Annotated in this window: 19 protein-coding genes; 11 read left to right on the plus strand and 8 right to left on the minus strand. The window is 38.6% G+C overall.

Features of this window, described 5'->3' with window-relative positions; genetic code table 11:
• Nucleotides 1-57 precede the first annotated feature (57 nt).
• The 7 genes from FJR11_RS23465 (at nucleotide 58) to FJR11_RS03360 (ending at nucleotide 5,290) form a co-directional block, all read left to right on the plus strand.
• Nucleotides 58-207, plus strand: a complete 150-nt coding sequence (locus FJR11_RS23465; RefSeq protein ID WP_254444670.1) for a potassium-transporting ATPase subunit F — start codon at nucleotides 58-60, stop codon at nucleotides 205-207.
• A 36-nt stretch (nucleotides 208-243) separates the two neighbouring features.
• Nucleotides 244-843 (plus strand): K(+)-transporting ATPase subunit C, encoded by a 600-nt coding sequence (kdpC, locus tag FJR11_RS03335; RefSeq protein WP_168502301.1) that lies wholly within the window; start codon nucleotides 244-246, stop codon nucleotides 841-843.
• Between the two features lie 54 nt (nucleotides 844-897).
• Nucleotides 898-1,359 (plus strand): GNAT family N-acetyltransferase, encoded by a 462-nt coding sequence (locus FJR11_RS03340; RefSeq protein ID WP_168502302.1) that lies wholly within the window; start codon nucleotides 898-900, stop codon nucleotides 1,357-1,359.
• A gap of 30 nt (nucleotides 1,360-1,389) precedes the next feature.
• Complete coding sequence (locus FJR11_RS23845) at nucleotides 1,390-1,542, plus strand: PAS domain S-box protein (RefSeq protein WP_371417445.1); 153 nt, start codon at nucleotides 1,390-1,392, stop codon at nucleotides 1,540-1,542.
• An 86-nt stretch (nucleotides 1,543-1,628) separates the two neighbouring features.
• The gene (locus FJR11_RS03350) at nucleotides 1,629-2,780 is read left to right on the plus strand and encodes an anhydro-N-acetylmuramic acid kinase (RefSeq protein WP_168502303.1); all 1,152 of its coding nucleotides are present in this window, start codon (nucleotides 1,629-1,631) and stop codon (nucleotides 2,778-2,780) included.
• Nucleotides 2,781-2,875: 95 nt separating this feature from the next.
• Nucleotides 2,876-3,343, plus strand: a complete 468-nt coding sequence (locus FJR11_RS03355; protein WP_168502304.1) for a hypothetical protein — start codon at nucleotides 2,876-2,878, stop codon at nucleotides 3,341-3,343.
• Nucleotides 3,344-3,661: 318 nt separating this feature from the next.
• On the plus strand, nucleotides 3,662-5,290 hold the full coding sequence (locus FJR11_RS03360; protein ID WP_168502305.1) for a serine/threonine-protein kinase: 1,629 nt from the start codon (nucleotides 3,662-3,664) through the stop codon (nucleotides 5,288-5,290).
• Between the two features lie 134 nt (nucleotides 5,291-5,424).
• Here the strand turns inward: FJR11_RS03360 and FJR11_RS03365 are convergent, their stop codons facing one another.
• The 7 genes from FJR11_RS03365 to FJR11_RS03395 all read right to left on the minus strand — a co-directional run bounded on the left by FJR11_RS03365 (nucleotide 5,425) and on the right by FJR11_RS03395 (nucleotide 12,788).
• The gene (locus tag FJR11_RS03365; RefSeq protein ID WP_168502306.1) at nucleotides 5,425-5,622 is read right to left on the minus strand and encodes an NblA/ycf18 family protein; all 198 of its coding nucleotides are present in this window, start codon (nucleotides 5,620-5,622) and stop codon (nucleotides 5,425-5,427) included.
• 710 nt (nucleotides 5,623-6,332) lie between these two features.
• Nucleotides 6,333-7,061 carry a Stp1/IreP family PP2C-type Ser/Thr phosphatase gene (locus tag FJR11_RS03370; protein ID WP_168502307.1) on the minus strand — a complete coding sequence of 243 codons (729 nt, stop codon included), beginning with the start codon at nucleotides 7,059-7,061 and terminating at the stop codon, nucleotides 6,333-6,335.
• Between the two features lie 297 nt (nucleotides 7,062-7,358).
• A complete protein-coding gene (locus tag FJR11_RS03375) occupies nucleotides 7,359-9,044 on the minus strand; it encodes an AarF/ABC1/UbiB kinase family protein (RefSeq protein ID WP_168502378.1) in 1,686 nt (561 codons plus the stop codon).
• A 129-nt stretch (nucleotides 9,045-9,173) separates the two neighbouring features.
• Entirely contained in the window at nucleotides 9,174-9,497 is a 324-nt protein-coding gene (locus tag FJR11_RS03380) for a DUF6825 family protein (protein ID WP_168502308.1), read from the minus strand.
• 129 nt (nucleotides 9,498-9,626) lie between these two features.
• Complete coding sequence (locus FJR11_RS03385) at nucleotides 9,627-11,351, minus strand: ABC transporter ATP-binding protein (RefSeq protein ID WP_168502309.1); 1,725 nt, start codon at nucleotides 11,349-11,351, stop codon at nucleotides 9,627-9,629.
• Between the two features lie 118 nt (nucleotides 11,352-11,469).
• A complete protein-coding gene (locus FJR11_RS03390; protein WP_168502310.1) occupies nucleotides 11,470-12,093 on the minus strand; it encodes an exopolysaccharide biosynthesis protein in 624 nt (207 codons plus the stop codon).
• Nucleotides 12,094-12,185: 92 nt separating this feature from the next.
• Nucleotides 12,186-12,788 (minus strand): DedA family protein, encoded by a 603-nt coding sequence (locus FJR11_RS03395; protein ID WP_168502311.1) that lies wholly within the window; start codon nucleotides 12,786-12,788, stop codon nucleotides 12,186-12,188.
• 116 nt (nucleotides 12,789-12,904) lie between these two features.
• On the opposite strand from FJR11_RS03395, the gene FJR11_RS03400 reads away from it, so the two are divergent.
• Nucleotides 12,905-13,687, plus strand: coding sequence for an ABC transporter permease (locus tag FJR11_RS03400; RefSeq protein ID WP_168502312.1), 783 nt, complete (start codon nucleotides 12,905-12,907; stop codon nucleotides 13,685-13,687).
• Nucleotides 13,688-13,857: 170 nt separating this feature from the next.
• On the opposite strand, the gene FJR11_RS03405 is transcribed toward FJR11_RS03400, so the two are convergent.
• Entirely contained in the window at nucleotides 13,858-15,510 is a 1,653-nt protein-coding gene (locus FJR11_RS03405; RefSeq protein ID WP_168502313.1) for a mechanosensitive ion channel family protein, read from the minus strand.
• A 434-nt stretch (nucleotides 15,511-15,944) separates the two neighbouring features.
• On the opposite strand from FJR11_RS03405, the gene FJR11_RS03410 reads away from it, so the two are divergent.
• The 3 genes from FJR11_RS03410 to FJR11_RS03420 all read left to right on the plus strand — a co-directional run bounded on the left by FJR11_RS03410 (nucleotide 15,945) and on the right by FJR11_RS03420 (nucleotide 17,902).
• On the plus strand, nucleotides 15,945-16,661 hold the full coding sequence (locus tag FJR11_RS03410) for a pyridoxine 5'-phosphate synthase (protein ID WP_168502314.1): 717 nt from the start codon (nucleotides 15,945-15,947) through the stop codon (nucleotides 16,659-16,661).
• A gap of 128 nt (nucleotides 16,662-16,789) precedes the next feature.
• Nucleotides 16,790-17,509 (plus strand): ester cyclase, encoded by a 720-nt coding sequence (locus FJR11_RS03415; protein ID WP_168502315.1) that lies wholly within the window; start codon nucleotides 16,790-16,792, stop codon nucleotides 17,507-17,509.
• A 63-nt stretch (nucleotides 17,510-17,572) separates the two neighbouring features.
• Nucleotides 17,573-17,902 carry an MgPME-cyclase complex family protein gene (locus tag FJR11_RS03420; RefSeq protein WP_168502316.1) on the plus strand — a complete coding sequence of 110 codons (330 nt, stop codon included), beginning with the start codon at nucleotides 17,573-17,575 and terminating at the stop codon, nucleotides 17,900-17,902.
• Nucleotides 17,903-17,937: the final 35 nt, after the last annotated feature.

Consider the following 17,937-nt stretch of genomic DNA (forward strand, 5'->3'; position numbering starts at 1 on the left):
ATGAGATTCTCCTGGTTTAAATATCAATTACCGATCATCATTTTTATAGTGATGTGCTTGATTTTTTTTATTGCTCCCATGGTTTATGCTAGTAGTAGTATCAGTTTAAATCAAGTTTCTACTTGGGCAATTGGTATTTTGGGTTTGACTACTTTGATGTTAGTAGTCTATTTGTTAATAGTCATTTTTCAGCCAGAACGCTTTTAATAATTCACAAGTTAAAATAAAATTCAACCTTAAATTATGTCTATTATTAAAGAAACTATCAGAGCCTTCAGAATCATTCTGGTAATTTGGTTATTAACAGCAATTATATATCCTCTTTTTATATTGCTAATAGGTCAGTCAATTTTTCCGGGTTCAGCTAATGGTAGCATTATGTTAAATATTAATGCTCAACCCATTGGTTCAACTTTGATTGGTCAAGGATTTATATCAGAACGTTATTTTCATGGTCGTCCCAGTGCTGTCAGATATAGCCAAGGTAGAAAAGCTCAACCTACTGGTATTTCTGGAGGTAGTAATCTTGCTCCTACTAATCCAGAACTCAAGGAACGCATTTTTAAGCAAGTAGAAGAATTTGAGAATGAGAATAAACAACCTGTAGCTGATTTGATTTATACATCAGGTTCTGGTTTAGATCCCCATATTTCTTTGAAAGCAGCAAGACAACAAATAGAAAGAGTAGCACAGGCACGGGGTATCAAGGAAGATGATATTATTCCCTTAATTAATAAATATCTTGATGGTAGATTTCTAGGAGTTTTTGGTGAACCAGGGGTAAATATTTTACGCTTAAATTATGCTCTGGATTTACAAGAGATTAATCGTCAGCAAAATTAGTTAGTTTTCAGAAAAAGTATCAAGCTTGTATCTCACTCAACCGAGAACCGCTATATGATAATTAGAGAATATCAGTTATCTGATACTAAGGCAATAATGAAACTGTTTTATGACACAGTTCATCAAATCAATATTTTTGATTATACTCAAGAACAAGTAAATGCTTGGACTGGTGAAAATATGGATTATGAATTTTGGCAGGAAAGGTTAAAATCTAAACTTCCTTATATTGCTGAAAATCATGGTGAAATAGTTGGTTTTGCCGAATTAGAAGCCGATGGACATATTGATTGTTTTTATTGTCATAGTCAATATCAAAGACAAGGTATAGGTTCAAAACTGCTTACTTACATAGAAAATATTGCAAAATTAAGATTAATTGATCGGCTATATGTAGAAGCAAGTATTACTGCAAAACCATTTTTTCAAGATTGGGGATTTAATATAGTAAAAGAACAAGAAGTAGAACGGAGAGGAGTAAAATTTAAAAATTATGTAATGGAGAAATATTTATAATTTCTTTTTTGTTACTTTTTAACTTCCATCATCTCCACCGATATTAATGGTAATATTCAATCTTTCAATCAAGGGGCTGAAAAACTACTAGGTTATAGTGCAGAAGAATTAGTTGCTCGTGCAGATAGAGAACTGTACTATGCTAAACAACAGGGACGCGATCGCATTTCTGCCCAAATTTGACATTAGGAATAGTAGAAGTATTCTTTTGACATGGGTAATAGTATGAATTACACTACCATTGATAATCCATAAGAGTATTTGAGTCAATGCAACCGACTCGCGTTATTGGTTTAATGAGTGGTACGTCTGTAGATGGGATAGATACCGCGTTAGTAGACATTTCTGGAACGGATTTGGATCTAAAGGTGGAATTACTCTCAGGGGAAACATACCCCTACACCCCTCAACTTAGAGAACAGATTCTCCAACTTGGGGCTGGTACTGCTGTATCAATGGCAGAGTTAGCAGCAGTAGATGATGCCATTGCCCGCGCTTTTGCCCAAGCTGCTCAAAATATTCAAGTTGGTCATCAAGCAGCTACTCTGATTGGTTCTCATGGTCAAACTGTTTATCATCGTCCACCCCAGGCAGTGGGGGAATTAGGTTATAGTTTCCAACTAGGCCGGGGGGCGTTGATTGCCTATCTAACTGGTATTACTACTGTCAGTAATTTCCGAACGGCGGATATTGCTGCTCATGGTCATGGTGCGCCCCTTGTTCCTAGGGTAGATGCTTATTTACTCAGTGATACCCAGGAAGAACGTTGTATTCAAAATATTGGTGGTATTGGTAATGTAACCTACCTCCCCGCCCGTAGTGATGATTGGTTGTCGCAAATTCGAGGTTGGGATACAGGTCCCGGCAATAGCCTACTGGATTTAGCCGTACAGCATTTTACCAATGGGGCTAAAAGCTATGATGAGAACGGCGACTGGGCAGCCAGTGGTACACCATGTTATCCGTTGGTAGCACAATGGCTCGGTCATGAATATTTCCATTTACCACCGCCTAAATCTACTGGACGTGAGTTATTTGGTGTTACTTATTTACACCAGTGTTTACAAGATAGCGCAGTCTACGAACTTAATCCCGCAGATTTTTTAGCAACCATAACAGAACTGACGGCAGCTTCTATTGTTCATAGTTATGACACTTTTCTACCAAGAATGCCACATAAGGTATTATTATGTGGTGGTGGTAGTCGTAATATTTACTTAAAAAATCGGCTAGAGTTATTGTTGGGGAAAGTGCCAGTTTCAACTACGGATGAATTTGGCTTGAGTGCCGCATTTAAAGAAGCGATCGCCTTTGCGGTTTTAGGATACTGGCGAAACTTATGTATTCCTGGTAACTTACCTACTGTCACAGGAGCGTCTCAAGAGGTGCTTTTAGGGGAAATTCATGGTAATTATGGCTAATTAAGGCAATATTCTCCTAATTTTCTCTTAAAAGACTATGGTAATACGTAATTCTAAAATTTTACTCTGCTGGCTTAAAACAAGGAATTTAGCAGGTGGGTCATACTTTTTTATTAGAACCAGGACGTTGGGTGATGCAAGGTAGTTGGTTGGAGCGTAATAGTCCACCAATTCCCTTGAAAGGTTTGACATTGGTAGTTTGGAATCGAGATAATTGGTTCTCTATGGCCACAAAATTAACATTTCCTAACAGTGATCGCGCAGAAATTTCTTTTCAGTACAAGGGACGACTACATGAAGGTGAACGCCAGTATACTTTTTTACTCCAGCATAATCTTTTAGGACAGGTAGAAGGAGAAGGGTGGATTTGTCCAGATACAATTGTGCAGCGTTATTGGGTATTAGGAGATAGCTCTGCTGACGTTCGGTTTCGTCAAAGACGTAGTGGTTTTGAAACCTTACATCGAATTAATGATGATCAATACTACTTAACAAGCGGTATCCTCTCTGGTCATTTTTTAGACAGTACAATGGAAGCTAATCTAGAACGTCAAATACATTAGTTACATTCATTAATAGATATATGAATCATCGTGATGATACTCCTATGGAATTTTTAATAGTTATGGGACTTAAGCTGTTGTGTCCTCGGTAATTAATTAGCAACCCATATTAGTAAAAGCGTACTAAATGCAAATTTACCAGTTTTACGTAAATATATGGGTAGAAATGATCAGTTTGCGTAAATCTACCCAAAATGCCAGATAATTATCCCATAAACCCTTGTTTAATCTGGTGTTTATGGCTGAATACGTCCGACTTGTATAAACAGAATCTACAATATTGCCCCTGAATTGTGAAACATTGGAGTCGAATTTTCTATGTCAGACCCCAACATTGGTCGCTTACTCGGAAACCGCTACCAACTACAAGAGCTAATTGGCTCTGGAGCAATGGGACGAGTTTATCGTGCTAAGGATACTTTGCTGGGAGGTGTCCCCGTTGCTGTCAAGTTTCTAGCTTTATCAGTCCAAAATGAAAAAATGCGCTTGCAAGACCGATTTGAGCGAGAAGCAAAAACTTGCGCTTTACTAGGTCAAAAAAGCATCCATATTGTCCGAGTGATGGACTATGGAGTAGATGAAGCATACTATGTGATGGAGTATCTACAAGGACAAAGCTTGAGTAATATCATTCGCAAGCAGCAGATGAATTTACCAAGATTTCTGAGTATGGCCAGGCAAATTGGTCTAGGTTTACAGTGCGCTCATGATGGTATTCCTGTGGATGGAGTAATTTGTCCCATCATCCATCGTGATATTAAACCAAGCAACATGATGGTGATTCAAGACCCCAGTTTTGGCGAATTAGTCAAAGTTCTGGACTTTGGTATTGCTAAGTTAATCATGTCTGATAGTGACCATACAAAGTTCTACTTAGGAACTTTAGCTTATTCTTCTCCTGAGCAAATTGAAGGTAAAGAACTAGATAGTCGTTCTGATATCTACAGTTTTGGCATCATGATGTTTGAAATGTTCACAGGGAAAATGCCTTTACAGCCACCAACCAACACTTTTGGAGCATGGTATAAAGCCCACACCTTTGAAAAACCTCGTTCATTGACGCAAACTTCTCCCAATTTGGCAGTACCAAAGCAGTTGGAAGATGTAATTATGAGTTGTTTAGCCAAAAAAGCTAGTGAACGTCCCCAAAGTATCAGGGAAATTGTTAATATTCTTGCTGCACTAGAACAGCGTCAGGATATACGCAACATCAACCAAGATACTCTTACCATTAGTAATACCGTTGCATATACAGATTCCGAAGAAACTATCAAAACTAATTTCCCTGTAGTTCCCGCAACGGAAGCGACAAGAAAACCGGGTGTGTGGACATCTCCAATTCCCTATAATAATACACAATCAGAACTACGGACATATTCAGTCAATGATGATGTAGCACAGCTTGTTTCCTGGCCACACAATAAACCAATTGCGGATATTGTTTTTATTCAACCCATTTATCACAAGAAAAATCTGTTACCAGCACTATGGGTGATGCTACCCCAAGAGGAAATTCAAAAACGTTTAGTTTGTACTCGCTACAATCAATTTTTATTTATTTCTTCTCCCCATCCAGTAGTGTTATGGATTACGGTTATTTATACTCGTCAAGATGGGGCTAAATGGTTGCCCTACTATTTGGATCTGAAGACAAGTTTTGGTCAAGAAATCACGCGGTTACTACAACATACTGGGCAATATCGCTTATTGTTCTTTGCCAAAGAAACTCCTAATCCCTGTACACATATATTACCGTCCAGTATTGCCACTGCTCAACGGGAACGACTACAAGAATGGCTGCAATCTAGTAATTTTTCCAGCTTATCAACGGACGCTCAGATTAGTAAAAAATTATTGAAAACAGAATATGAAAAGATTAAACCAAAAATATTAGCTAAGTTAGAAACAATTGACACTGATTCTCCATTTGATCTTTCTGGTTTATGAATTTATGTGATTAATTCATAAGGTGAAGCGCGACGGAAGAATCGAAGTTGACACCCCAGCATCCCCAGCTTTTTTCCTTTAGAGGAAACGAGCAAGAGAAGGAGGTCGTCCACTGCGACACAAGAATGGCTACTCTATGCCATTGTAGAGCCTGAGTCTAGACCCCACTGCTGTTTAAGCATTTCTTGATAAGTTGCTTCACGCACAACCATTTGTTCATAGAGCTTGACTAAAAAGTCTTGAGCTTGTTCGTGGCTCATGTGTTGAACTTGTGTCGCAAAGGAGCGAATGCTAAATTGCTGTTCCAAAGACAGTTCCATGGGTTGATTCATAATGAACTCCAAAACAAACAACGTGTAAAACCGAAATTGATCACGGGATTGAAGAGTTAGGAGTCAGATGTTAAAAGTAAAAGAGGCTTTTGCTTGTTACTTAGATTCTTAACTTCCTTTGTCTGCAATCTGCTTGATTACGTAAAAGTCCGAAGAACTAATTCTTGGGCTAGATTTTGCCTGAAATTTGTTTATCTATATTAAGAAAGATAACAAGTGTTTGACAATTTGCCCATCTTTTTGAATTTATTTTTTCTGATGTATATATTTGCACTGAGCTACTGATATAGCAATCCACTCCCCCAAAAGCAGGTTTATCCTGAATGGGGAGAGTTTAGTTTTGGTTAAGATTCTTTAAATATCAGTAGTTATGAATTTGCTTCTATTCAGAAGTTACAGGATCAGAAATCCAGAGGAAGACAAGTTTGATCCTGGGGTTTTTATCTAGATTATCTAGATTCTGTAAATTATTAACCTGCTATTTGCTGTTTATTTAAGACAGATTACACTTTGTCATCTGTCAGTTGTGGAAATTATAGAAATTTAAGCTCCTGTGGTAATTGATGGAGATTAAAAATATTTTTATCAATTTATTGATAGAAAAAATGCTCAAATTGAACAAATTGTTCAGTATATTTACTTTTTTTGTTTAGGCAAGAGGCAAGAGGTCAGAGGCAAGAGACAAGGGACTCCTGACTCGGTAACTCCTATTAAATTTCTACAGACACAAGGACAACTGTAATGTTATCGTGTCCTCCTTCCGTCTTAGCAGCTTCAATGAGGTCATGAGCAGCTTTTTCTAGAGAAGGTGTGTCCCTGATGTATCCAAGGATTTGCGGATCAATGAGTTCTTCTGTGAGTCCATCACTACATAAGAGAAGGTGATCGCCATTTTCTAGATCCAGAAGTTGAATATCAATCTGATTAAGGTCTTGTCTACCTAAACAACTGGATAAAACATGGCGATAAGGATGAACTCTGGCTTCATCACGAGTAATATCACCGATTTTCATGGCCTTGGCGATCCATGTATGATCTTGTGTAATTTGTTGTAGTTGTGATGCCCGCAGACGGTAGAGACGGGAATCGCCAACATGACCACATACAGGGGATTCAGATGGACGAATAACTACGACTACGGCTGTTGTTCCCATATCAGAACGTTCAGGATTATTTTGCTGATCCTGGATAATGGCTTTATTGGCAGTGGATAAAGCTTGTTCCAATAGTTTTGATGCGGGTTGGGGGGATTCCCAATTTTGCTCTAGATATGAACGAATTTCTTCAGTAGCGATGCGACTGGCTTCTTCTCCTCCAGCATGACCACCCATACCATCGGCGACTATAAAGAATCGCCCTGTGGGATCAATATAGTAGGAATCTTGATTATAAGCACGAATAAGTCCCGGATCTGTACAACCGGTAGAGTCAAGTTTCATAGATTTTTCGTGAACAATTCATTAATAGTTGCTAATTATACGGACAAATACCCAGACTAATTAGTTTAGAAGTTTTAGGGCGGAAATACCCAGACTCTATCTCATTTGCATAAGCATTTGGGATGGTTTTTTTGCACACCTTCCTAATTTGATTACCTCACTAATTTAGCACCTGCTGTTGAGATTAGGGGTCAATCTACAGGTAGATAGGCTTTTAGCTTTTTCTTGAATGAGGTCATTGGTTCTGGGAATTTGTCTATAATTTACCACAAATGGTTAGAGAATCAGCGAAGTTTTTTAATACATCCGATCATAACGGTCGAGACGTAAAAGTAACCGGATCAGAATGAATGAAACTGAGGCAGCAATTAAACCCATAAAAGCCGCTAACCATACGTAATGGCTAACTAGGAGAATTGTGGCGGCAATTGTAAAACCACTGATGATCAGAGCATAGCTCGTTCCCAGTTGAATATTACTCTGTCGCCGAAGTAGGCGTTCAGTTTCTACTGAGCGAACTCGCAGACGGATATCCCCACGTTCTATTTTATCTAGGGTATCTTCTAATCTCCGTGGTAATCCTAAAGCAGTGCTACTGACTTGGACTGCTTGACGACTTAATTCATTCAAGAAGCTATTCCCCTCTGAACTACTGTTATCTGTCATAAGCTGCATTGCATAAGGCTGGGCAACTTCCATAAAGTTAAATTCTGGATCTAGACCTTTACCAACTCCTTCGAGGGTGGAAAAGGCACGCATGACAAAGGTAAAAGTTGCTGGAAATCTAAATGGTTGATCATAAGCGAGTTCATATAGATCCTCACTGATGGCTGCCACCGATTGGTTTTCAAAAGGCTTATCCATGAAGTTGTCCAGCATAAACTGGACAGAACGACGGACAGGTCCCATGTCATCAACTGGGGCGATCGCGCCTAAATCAACTAAGGATTTTACCACGCGATTGCCATCTTTTTGAGCGATGCCAAACAAGGTTTCCATTAATCCTTCCCGGACATTGGATTTAATTGTTCCCATCATCCCGAAGTCGTAGAAAATCAAAGCCCCGTCGGGACTAACTGCCAGATTACCAGGGTGGGGATCAGCGTGGAAGAAGCCATTATTGAGAAGCTGATGTAAGTAAGCTTGAGCGCCATAACGAGCGATCGCTTTTCTATCTACACCCGCAGCATCTAAAGCATCATACTGACTAACTTTAATTCCAGGAACATATTCTAAAGTAATTACCCTAGAAGTCGCATAACGCCAATAAACTCTCGGTACTTTTACCCAGTCATAAGGGCGGAAATTGCGGCGGAAAGTGTCGGCATTGCGTCCTTCATTTAGATAATCAATTTCTTCCCAGAGAATGCGACAACATTCTTCATATATACCCATCCAATCTCTGCCTCGTCCCCATCTGGGATGGTTTTGAAAGTAGCGGGCAATACCTTTGAGAATGCCTAAATCAATCTCAAACAGCTTTTTGAGTCCAGGGCGTTGCACTTTCACAACTACTGATTCACCAGTATACAAAATAGCCTTGTGGACTTGACCCAAACTAGCAGCAGCCAGGGGAACAGGTTCAAAATCTTGGAACAGAACGGAAATTTCCTTACCTAATTCCTGCTCAATAATTCCTTCTACTTGTTCATAACTAAATGCTGGGACTCTATCTTGTAACTTAGATAACTCCTCTACATATTCAGCGGAGAAAATATCCGCACGAGTAGAGAACAATTGCCCCACTTTGATAAAAGTCGGACCCAAATCTAAGAACGTAGTTCTAATCCAGATTGCTTGGGCTTTGCGTCTAGCTGCTTGCTTGGCTTCTGTTACACCACCGGGGTAACTCCAAGCCTTGTTATAGCGCCAAATTTTGAACATCAAGGTCAAGACAAAAGACCAAATATCCACAAAGCGGCGTTTGCTAGAGTATTCTTCCCGATTCCAACGGTATGCTTTGTCTGAGTAACCTTGTTCCATATTTTTCTTATACCGTCGGCTTGTTACGGAGTCATCTGATTTGAGGTAGGTGACGGGGTGTAGGGGGCAGGGGAAGAGGGAATTACCCATTACCTCTTCCCCAATCACCCATTACCCATGACCTATTAACTATTTTGCAGTATTGCGATATTTCTGCAATTCACTTCTTAATAGGGCAATTTCTGCCCTTAATTCGTCAATTTCGGTTTGTATGTCTACCGAACCCCCACTAGATGAACTATTACCTGTGGTTGTTCCAGTTGCAGAAGATTCCGCAGCCCGATTAGCTCGTGCAATCACTTCTTCTGTAAACTGGCGTAGCTGCTCTTTAGCTTCAGCATCAAATTTGCCTAATTCACTTAAAGCATCAGTCAAGGCGACTTCTACGCGCTCATTAATCACTTCAGCTACTGCTCTACCTACGAAAAAGGCTTGCACAAGGGGATTACTCATAAATTTTTGTAAAGTTGCTCCGCAAAAGAATTATAACCTGCATTCAGGCTATGGTGTTCACTATGAGTTAGGAGTTTATCGGTACTTGGTAGACTGGGAAATTAGGGAAATCATTTTCGGTACTTTAAGTTAGGAAAACTGTTGAGCATAGTATCGTGCATACCGTCCGGCAATTCCTAATAATTCCTCATGATTTCCCGATTCGACAATTTGCCCTTTTTCCAAAACTAAAATCCGATCACACTTCCGTACTGTTGACAATCTATGGGCAATAATTAACACTGTGCGATTTGCCATCAATCTTTCCAAAGCCTCTTGTACTAAAGCTTCTGATTCTGAATCTAAGGCGGATGTAGCTTCATCGAGTATCAATATTTGCGGGTTGAGAAGCACTGCACGAGCGATCGCTATTCGTTGTCTTTGTCCTCCTGATAAATTTACACCTCGCTCTCCTACCCAAGTATGATAACCTTCCGGTAGTTGCTGAATAAATTGATGAGCGTTGGCAATTTTTGCCGCTGATTCTACTGCATTAATATCAAAATCATTTTGTCCAAAAGCGATATTTTGGGCAATAGTTCCCGAAAACATAATTGTTTCTTGGGGAACAATCCCAATTTGTTTTCTTAAACTATTTAAAGTCACATCTCGAATATTTACACCATCAATAAAGATGTCCCCAAATTCAGGATCATAGAATCGAGGTAACAGATTCACAAAAGTAGTTTTACCAGCACCAGAAGCACCAACAAGGGCAATGGCTTGACCTGGCATGACCAATAAACTAATATTATTTAATACAGGTTCTCCTGACTTATAGGCAAAAGTAATATGACAATATTCAACTTTGCCATTGACAGCAGGAAGAGTAATAGCATTAACTTTTTCTAACACCGTCGGTTGAATTGCTAATAACTCAAAAACCCGATCAACTGATGCCTCACCTTGTTTAAATTCATTATAGTTATTCGTAGTATGACCAATAGGATCAATTAACAAAGCTGCTGCTGTTAAATAACTAAAAAATTCACCTACAGTTAAATTGCGTTGAGATATTTGCCAAGTTCCTACCATTAACAAAGATAAAGCACTCACAGCTTCTAAAAATCCCACAATGGGAATTTGAATAGCTTTTAATCTTTCGACTGAATATTTAGCTTTAAAACTGCGTTCTGCTTCATGGCTAAATCGGTCTATTTCGTATTTTTCGGCTGCGAAGGCTTGAATTAACCGAATCCCGCTAAAAACTTCGGTTAAAATAGCCGATAAATCAGAAATACGACTTTGACTTTTGAGAGAATATTTTCGTAATCTTTCCCCAAACCAACCAATTAAAATTCCCATAATTGGGGCAACAATTACCGTCGCTAAGGTAAGTTGCCAATTCAAATAAATCATGTAAATGGGAATGGCAATTAACTGTAAAGCACAGGGAGTAAAATCATGAAAAAGTTTATTAATAACTTCTCCAACCCTGTCAACATCTTCCGTGAGACGGTAAGATAAATCTCCAGCTTTAGCAGTTTCAAAATAGCTGAGATTGAGTTTTTGTAAATGTGTATAAACCTGTTGCCGGAGATAAAAAGCCACCCTTAAAGCTGCCCTGGCCATGTATAAATCTTGCACAGACTGAAAAAAGCCCCGCACAAGAAATATTGCCGCACTGATTCCGGCTAATTGAGCGATCGCTAATACATTACCATTTCCGAAAGGAACTGCCAACTTCCCCGCGACATTAATCAGGGTTAAAGTTGCCAGTACATATCCCAAAATGCCCACAAAACCCTTAGCGATAATTTGCCACTGGGTGCGGACATAGGGTAAAAGTTGCCAATAATTAGAACGTGTTTTCAAGTCGTAACATCCACAAAAAATATTTTCCTTTGTTTGACGCTACCAGTTTTTGGTTTAATTTGGTAATTGGTAATGGGGTTATTAACTAACCTACCTATCTGTAACCTGTCACCTTATCCTACCTTCCTAACCAACCTTTGATCACATCAAGCAGACTAGAACCACCCCACATCAAAGCAAATAGAATTGAGGTAGTTAAAATCGCTCCCATCACACACATCACTAAACCGCCTAAACTGATAGCACCGTCATCCTCTGATAAACCAAAAGCTGTGACAAAAACACCCATTGCTGGTAACGTGTTAGTTCCAGGGATGGGAATCATCATGGAAATAGCCATCAGAGCGATCGCACTGCCAATGGTGATTCTACCTGGTAAGGTGGTACAAATATAAGATAGACGCGGCCGAGCGATAGCTTCAATTCTTCGCAACCAAGGCAGTCCCGCTTTTAAGAATCCCTGAACTGTAGATAGTTGAAGAGGATAATTAAGCATTTTGTCGGGTAGCCAAGGGGTTTTTTTACCCGCAATTAACTGTATCGCTAACAAAAAAATCAGCACACCAAAAGGAGTTGAGTACCCAGGTGCAGGAACTGGTAAAGCTGAAGGTAGAGACAAAATCACCAGCAAAAACCCAAAAATTCTTTCTTGAGCTAATAGCAAAATATCTGCTAAAGCCACTTTTTCAGGTCTTTCTTCTTCAAAAAAATAGCGTTGCAATTCATTAGACAGTTTAGCCATATATGATCAGAAATTATTACAATTTAGTTATGGTTATACATCAAAAAAACAGCTTACCCTAAAGCATAAACTTTAATTAGCCGATTTCATAATTATTTATTAGCTCTGTTTTCTAGAATTACATGAATAATTGACGGTAATAAAGAAACAACAATAATTAAACCAATTATTGGTAATAGATACTTATCTAATTGTTCTGCTGGTAGAGTTTTTCCCAAGAAAAATCCTAACAAAGTAATTCCAAATGTCCAAACAAAGCCACCCACCAAATTGTAAGACATAAAAGAGCGATAGTGCATAGCGCCAATTCCTGCGACAATCGGGGCAAAAGTTCTGACAATTGGCACAAATCTAGCTAAAACAATCGTCTTTTTACCATGCTTTTCATAAAAATCTTGAGTTTTCACAATATGTTTTTTACGAAATAACCAAGAATCATCTTGAGAGAATAATTTTCTCCCGAATTTATGCCCTGTAAAATATCCGACATTATCACCTAATACAGCACAAACAAATGCACCGAAAATCAAAACCCAAATATTCAACAAGTTTTGAGAAGCAACAAATCCTGCCGTAAATAGTAAACTATCACCAGGCAGAAAAAACCCAATCAATAAACCAGATTCAGCAAAGATAATTCCCCATACTCCAAAGTAACCCAGCGATTTAATTAATTCTGGTAAATTAAAGTGCATAAAATCCGATTTGCTTAAGAAGTTGCATTCAACATTTTAACGTTCATAAATTTATAAAAATACCAAATAATATTAAGTTTAGATAAAATTATTTTATATTGGGGTAAAGACCAAAAATGCAAAGATATCTAAAAGTGCTGAGATTATTTTGGAGTGCTGCCCTTGCAGCGGAAATGGAATACCGTATTAATTTTATCATTGCTGCTTTCAGTAGCTTAGGTAATTTAATAGGTAGTATCTTTAGCTTATTCCTATTTTACCGCACAGGCTACACTTTTACGGACTGGTCATGGGAAGCAGCTTTAGTAGTCTTAGGAATTTTTACCTTATTACAGGGCTTTTCTGCTACCTTCCTCGCTCCCAACTTAAATCGGATTGTTCGCCATGTTCAGGAAGGGACTTTAGACTTTGTATTATTAAAACCTATTCGCAGTCAGTTTTGGTTATCTATTCATACCCTTTCCCCCTGGGGAATACCAGATTTAATCTTCGGTGTACTCATCATTGGCTACGCTGGTACAAAACTTAACGTAAGTATTGATCAATATTTATTGACTATTTTTCCCTTGGGTTGCGGTTTAGTTATTCTTTATAGTCTGTGGTTTATACTAGGGGCAACCAGTATTTGGTTTGTGAAAATATACAACGTTACAGAAGTATTAAGAGGGTTGTTAGAAGCCGGAAGATACCCCATTAAGGCCTATCCGGCTGCTTATCGCTTGTTTTTTACCTTTGTAGTACCAGTAGCTTTTTTAACTACAGTTCCCGCTCAGTTTATGCTAGGACAAATTCAATTTACTTGGTTGATAGGTGGGGGACTTTTAGCTCTAATCTTATTTTTTATTTCTACTCAGTTTTGGCGATTTGCTCTCCGTTTTTACACTAGTGCTTCCAGTTAGTAACTAAATTTTTTTGTTAATCAATACCTTGTCTAAATTGAAAAAAAACCTTGATTTGTAGGTTGGATTGTTCGCGGAGCGTAGCGTATAAATTCGTTGGGTTGCGCTGTCACTTAACCCAACCTACAAAAAATGGCGAAGGTATTGTTTACCACTAAAATTTTGATTTCTTAACCAGTGTAAATATGAGCCAGTCTCAAGCGGCGAATCATCTCTCGACGCACTTCATTTTTAACTCGTTCACCACGTCTCCAATGTTCTAATTGAATATTATCAATGTAGAACCTTACAGAAAATTGCATACAAGAACCTTGAATATCTGTGATTTGAATTTGTGGTTCTTTCCAAGCAGTAGATGACTCTTTAAAGTTGGTTTCTATCCAATCTAAAAATTTGACTGCGTAGTCATCTAATCTAGTTTCATTAACACCGGGATTGGAAATTGTTTGAAACAATTTACTAAGTTTAATTTTTAAGAGTTCAATCTTTTGTTCCCATTCTTCAGGTAAGATGTTTTGATCTTCCAAAACTAAATCCGGATCTTCTAACCAAGCTTCATACCAAACTCTGACTAAGCTAATCAGATTTTGTTTGCCAGTGGATTCTTCTTCTAACCAGGAGCGTTGTCTTTTACCCTTACGTTCTGTAATCACAACCATTCCCATGAGGTCTAATATCTCTGTATAGTCCTTCATAAGACCTTTCAGTTCTTGTGCATCTAACCCACCCTTTTCTACAATTAAAATGTCTTCAATTAATTTCTCAAATGCAGTATTGATTTTTTTTAACTGAAGATTGATTTCTTTTTCAACTAATATCCGCTTCCGTCCAGCTTCTTTTTTAGAAAGCCCATCTTCTTGAGCTTCTTTTAACCCATAAAAACTGTCTAATGATTTAAGTTTGTCATCAAAATCAGCTAAGGTGTCTGGGTGTCCAGCGACAATTTCTTGTAGGATATTTGTTGCCATCGTTGCATCAGCATCAATCCTCACTGCCACAGGAATTGTATAAGCATAGTGAGTAGTGGGACGACTAAGGTTGGTGATACTATCATTTCCCAAGGTAGCATTGGGAATATACACCTCACAATGCTGTTCTATTAAGTACAACTTTGTGACTCGAATACCAATTTGTTTGATAATTGCTAGTGAACCATCAGAAGTAGAAATAACATCTCCGAACTTAAATGGTGTATCAACTAATAGAACCAACCCGCTGAAAAAGTTGCTTAAAATATCTTTGACTGCTAACCCTAAGACAACCGTGATACTACCTAGAGCTAATCCTATTCCCGATAAATCTACACCAAGGGAACTAAAAAATAGGGAAATACCAATAATATAAGTGATTACTGGTATAAAATTTTGCAAAAGAGGTATTAAAACATCATCCCAAACAGCCTCTGTTTGCCGAGCGTAGGCTTTCAAATAGGTAACGGCCGCTTCAGTAAACAACTGGGTAATCCAGTAAGTTAGCACTCCTATGAGGAGCGCCGTCATTCCTTTCTGAACCCATTTAATTATTTCTCCTGAACTACTTAAATTGAATAGGGCAATTTTAAGACTGAGCAGGATGAAAATTATAGTTAGAGGAGTTTGCGAAACACCGAGAATGAGAATTAATGTATCCTTTTCCCATTTGCGAACTAGCGGTCGGAGGACATAAAAAAGTCCTACATAAACTGCAAGAAAGATACCTACACATAAGCCCAAAGTCAATAAAAACGCACTAAATTGTGCCGCAGTTGGCATAACTATTAGTGATGTAGCTATAGGATTAGTCGTTGGAGGTGGTGATTCTGCTTGAGCAAGAATATAAATCATTGATGCCTATCTCAACTATTACAATTTTTAACGAATTCCCAAGAGGAATTATCTCCAGAATGTCAGGAAATAGAAATATGGATAGAGTCATAAATACATGATATTTTCTAGCAGTTTCTACTTTGTCTACCACTAGGTTTGACCATATTTGCTACCTAACTATCCAATCTCAAAATCAACCTCTTGATGTGATTGATATTTGATGTATCTCCTATTTATGTAGGTACAATTTCCAGATAATACTCTATTTTTACTCAACCTCACAAACTAAATTATGGTGGGTTTACTTAAAAAGCTTTTGTAGTTACAATACCTTGTTATCTATAATATTTATGCAAAAAAAAGTAAATTTATATTGCAATAATGACTGACTATATGCTTTTAATTTTCGCTAAAATCAACATCTGACAATTTTTAAACAGGAGAAATCAGGCGTGCCTACACTCGGTGTTAATATTGACCATATCGCTACCATTCGGCAAGCACGGCGGACAGTAGAACCAGATCCCATAGCAGCAGCAATACTAGCAGAACTAGCGGGTGCAGACGGAATTACTGCCCATTTACGCGAAGATAGAAGACATATTCAAGATCGAGACGTGCGGTTATTGCGGCAAACTGTGAGAACCCACTTAAACTTAGAAATGGCAGCAACCACAGAAATGTTAGCCATAGCCCTCGATATCAAACCCGATTATGTTACCTTAGTACCGGAAAAGCGGGAAGAAGTAACTACAGAAGGTGGTTTAAATATTTTCGGACAAATTGCTAGAATAGGAGAGATAGTTGATAAGTTGCAAAATGCTGGCATTCCCGTAAGTTTGTTTATTGATGCCGAACCACCACAAATTGAGGCATCTGTCAAGGTAAAAGCTAAATTTATTGAACTGCATACAGGGCAATATGCAGAAGCCAAAGACGAAACAACTCGGCAAAAAGAACTAGCTTTATTAGCCCAAGGTTGTGAACAAGCCATTAAAGCTGGGTTACGGGTGAATGCCGGTCATGGACTCACCTACTGGAATGTTTACCCCATTGCTGCGCTTCCAGGCATGGAAGAACTAAACATTGGTCACACTATCATTAGTCGGGCTGCTTTAGTAGGGATAGAAAGAGCCGTCCGAGAAATGAAAGAAGCCATGCGGGGGTGATTGGTAATTGGTAATTGGTAATTATAAAAACTATTCCCCAGTTCCCAGTCCCCAGTCCCCAGTCCCCAGTCCTAGAGGGGTGTTAGCTGCGAAATCCTCAAAAGTCACATTTGAAACTTCAAACTTCTATGACTTCTCAACAGTCTAACAACCTGCCCCTATGGGTACAAGATAGAGCTAAGGTAATTGCAGCCAGCACTGATGCTCAATGGCGTTATCAAAAAGCCCCTGACTATAGCCGTTCTCAGGAAAACCTAGCGAAAGAGAGTATCCACCACCATCTTGAAGGTACACTGGAAGCTATTGTCGAAAATCTGGTGAGAACCTTTGAAATGGAAGTGTCATGGAAAACTAACCCCCAACAGTGGTTATCTATCGTTAATGACAAATTCCGGGTTAGTAGCAATGGTGGTCAAGAATACACCGCTGCTGAATTAGGTAAATCAGGTACTTATAATTTATTTATGGCTGATTCTGAACATTACAAAGCTTCAGAAGAAAGTTTTGAATCATCCCATGATATCTTTCATAGTACCTTTCCTAAAGGATTTCCCTGGGAAGTATTAGCAGTTTATTCAGGTCCGCCTAATGTTACATTTAAATGGCGACACTGGGGACATTTTCAAGGTAAGTATAAAGGTTATGCACCTACAGGGAAAACAGTAGAAATTATCGGTATGAGTATTGCTCAAGTTACCGACGATTTAAAAATTGTTTCCTTAGAACACTATTTTGATAATGCCCTATTCTTGGAAAGCCTGACAGCAGGTGGCAAACTAGAAAATAGTGAAAATAAGAGCGGTGGTTGTCCTTTTAGTTCTTGGTTTCAGGGATTGAAGAAAAGTTAACTTCTTAGGGTACAGATTCGACACTGTACCCTAAAATTATAGATTAGTCAGCAAACAAAGAAAATGCAAACATACTATTACATTTTGGCCAGTCAACACTTCCTTATGGAAGAAGAACCGATAGACGAAGTTCTCAAAGAACGGACTCGTAACTATCATGAACAAGAAAAAGAAATTGATTTTTGGTTAGTTAAGCAACCCGCTTTTTTAGAAACACCGAAAATGGCTGATATTAAAAAGAAATGCCCCCAACCTGCGGCAGCCATTATTTCCACCAATGCCCAATTTATTACCTGGTTAAAATTGCGGTTAGAGTATGTAATTACTGGACAATTCTCCGCCCCTACCGATACCATACCGAATCCATTAGCATCCCTTACCACAGCTTCTTAATAGGGAAGAGGGGACTGGGGACTGGGGACTGGGGA

This window comes from Anabaena sp. UHCC 0187 (assembly GCF_009712035.1).
GTDB lineage: Bacteria > Cyanobacteriota > Cyanobacteriia > Cyanobacteriales > Nostocaceae > Dolichospermum.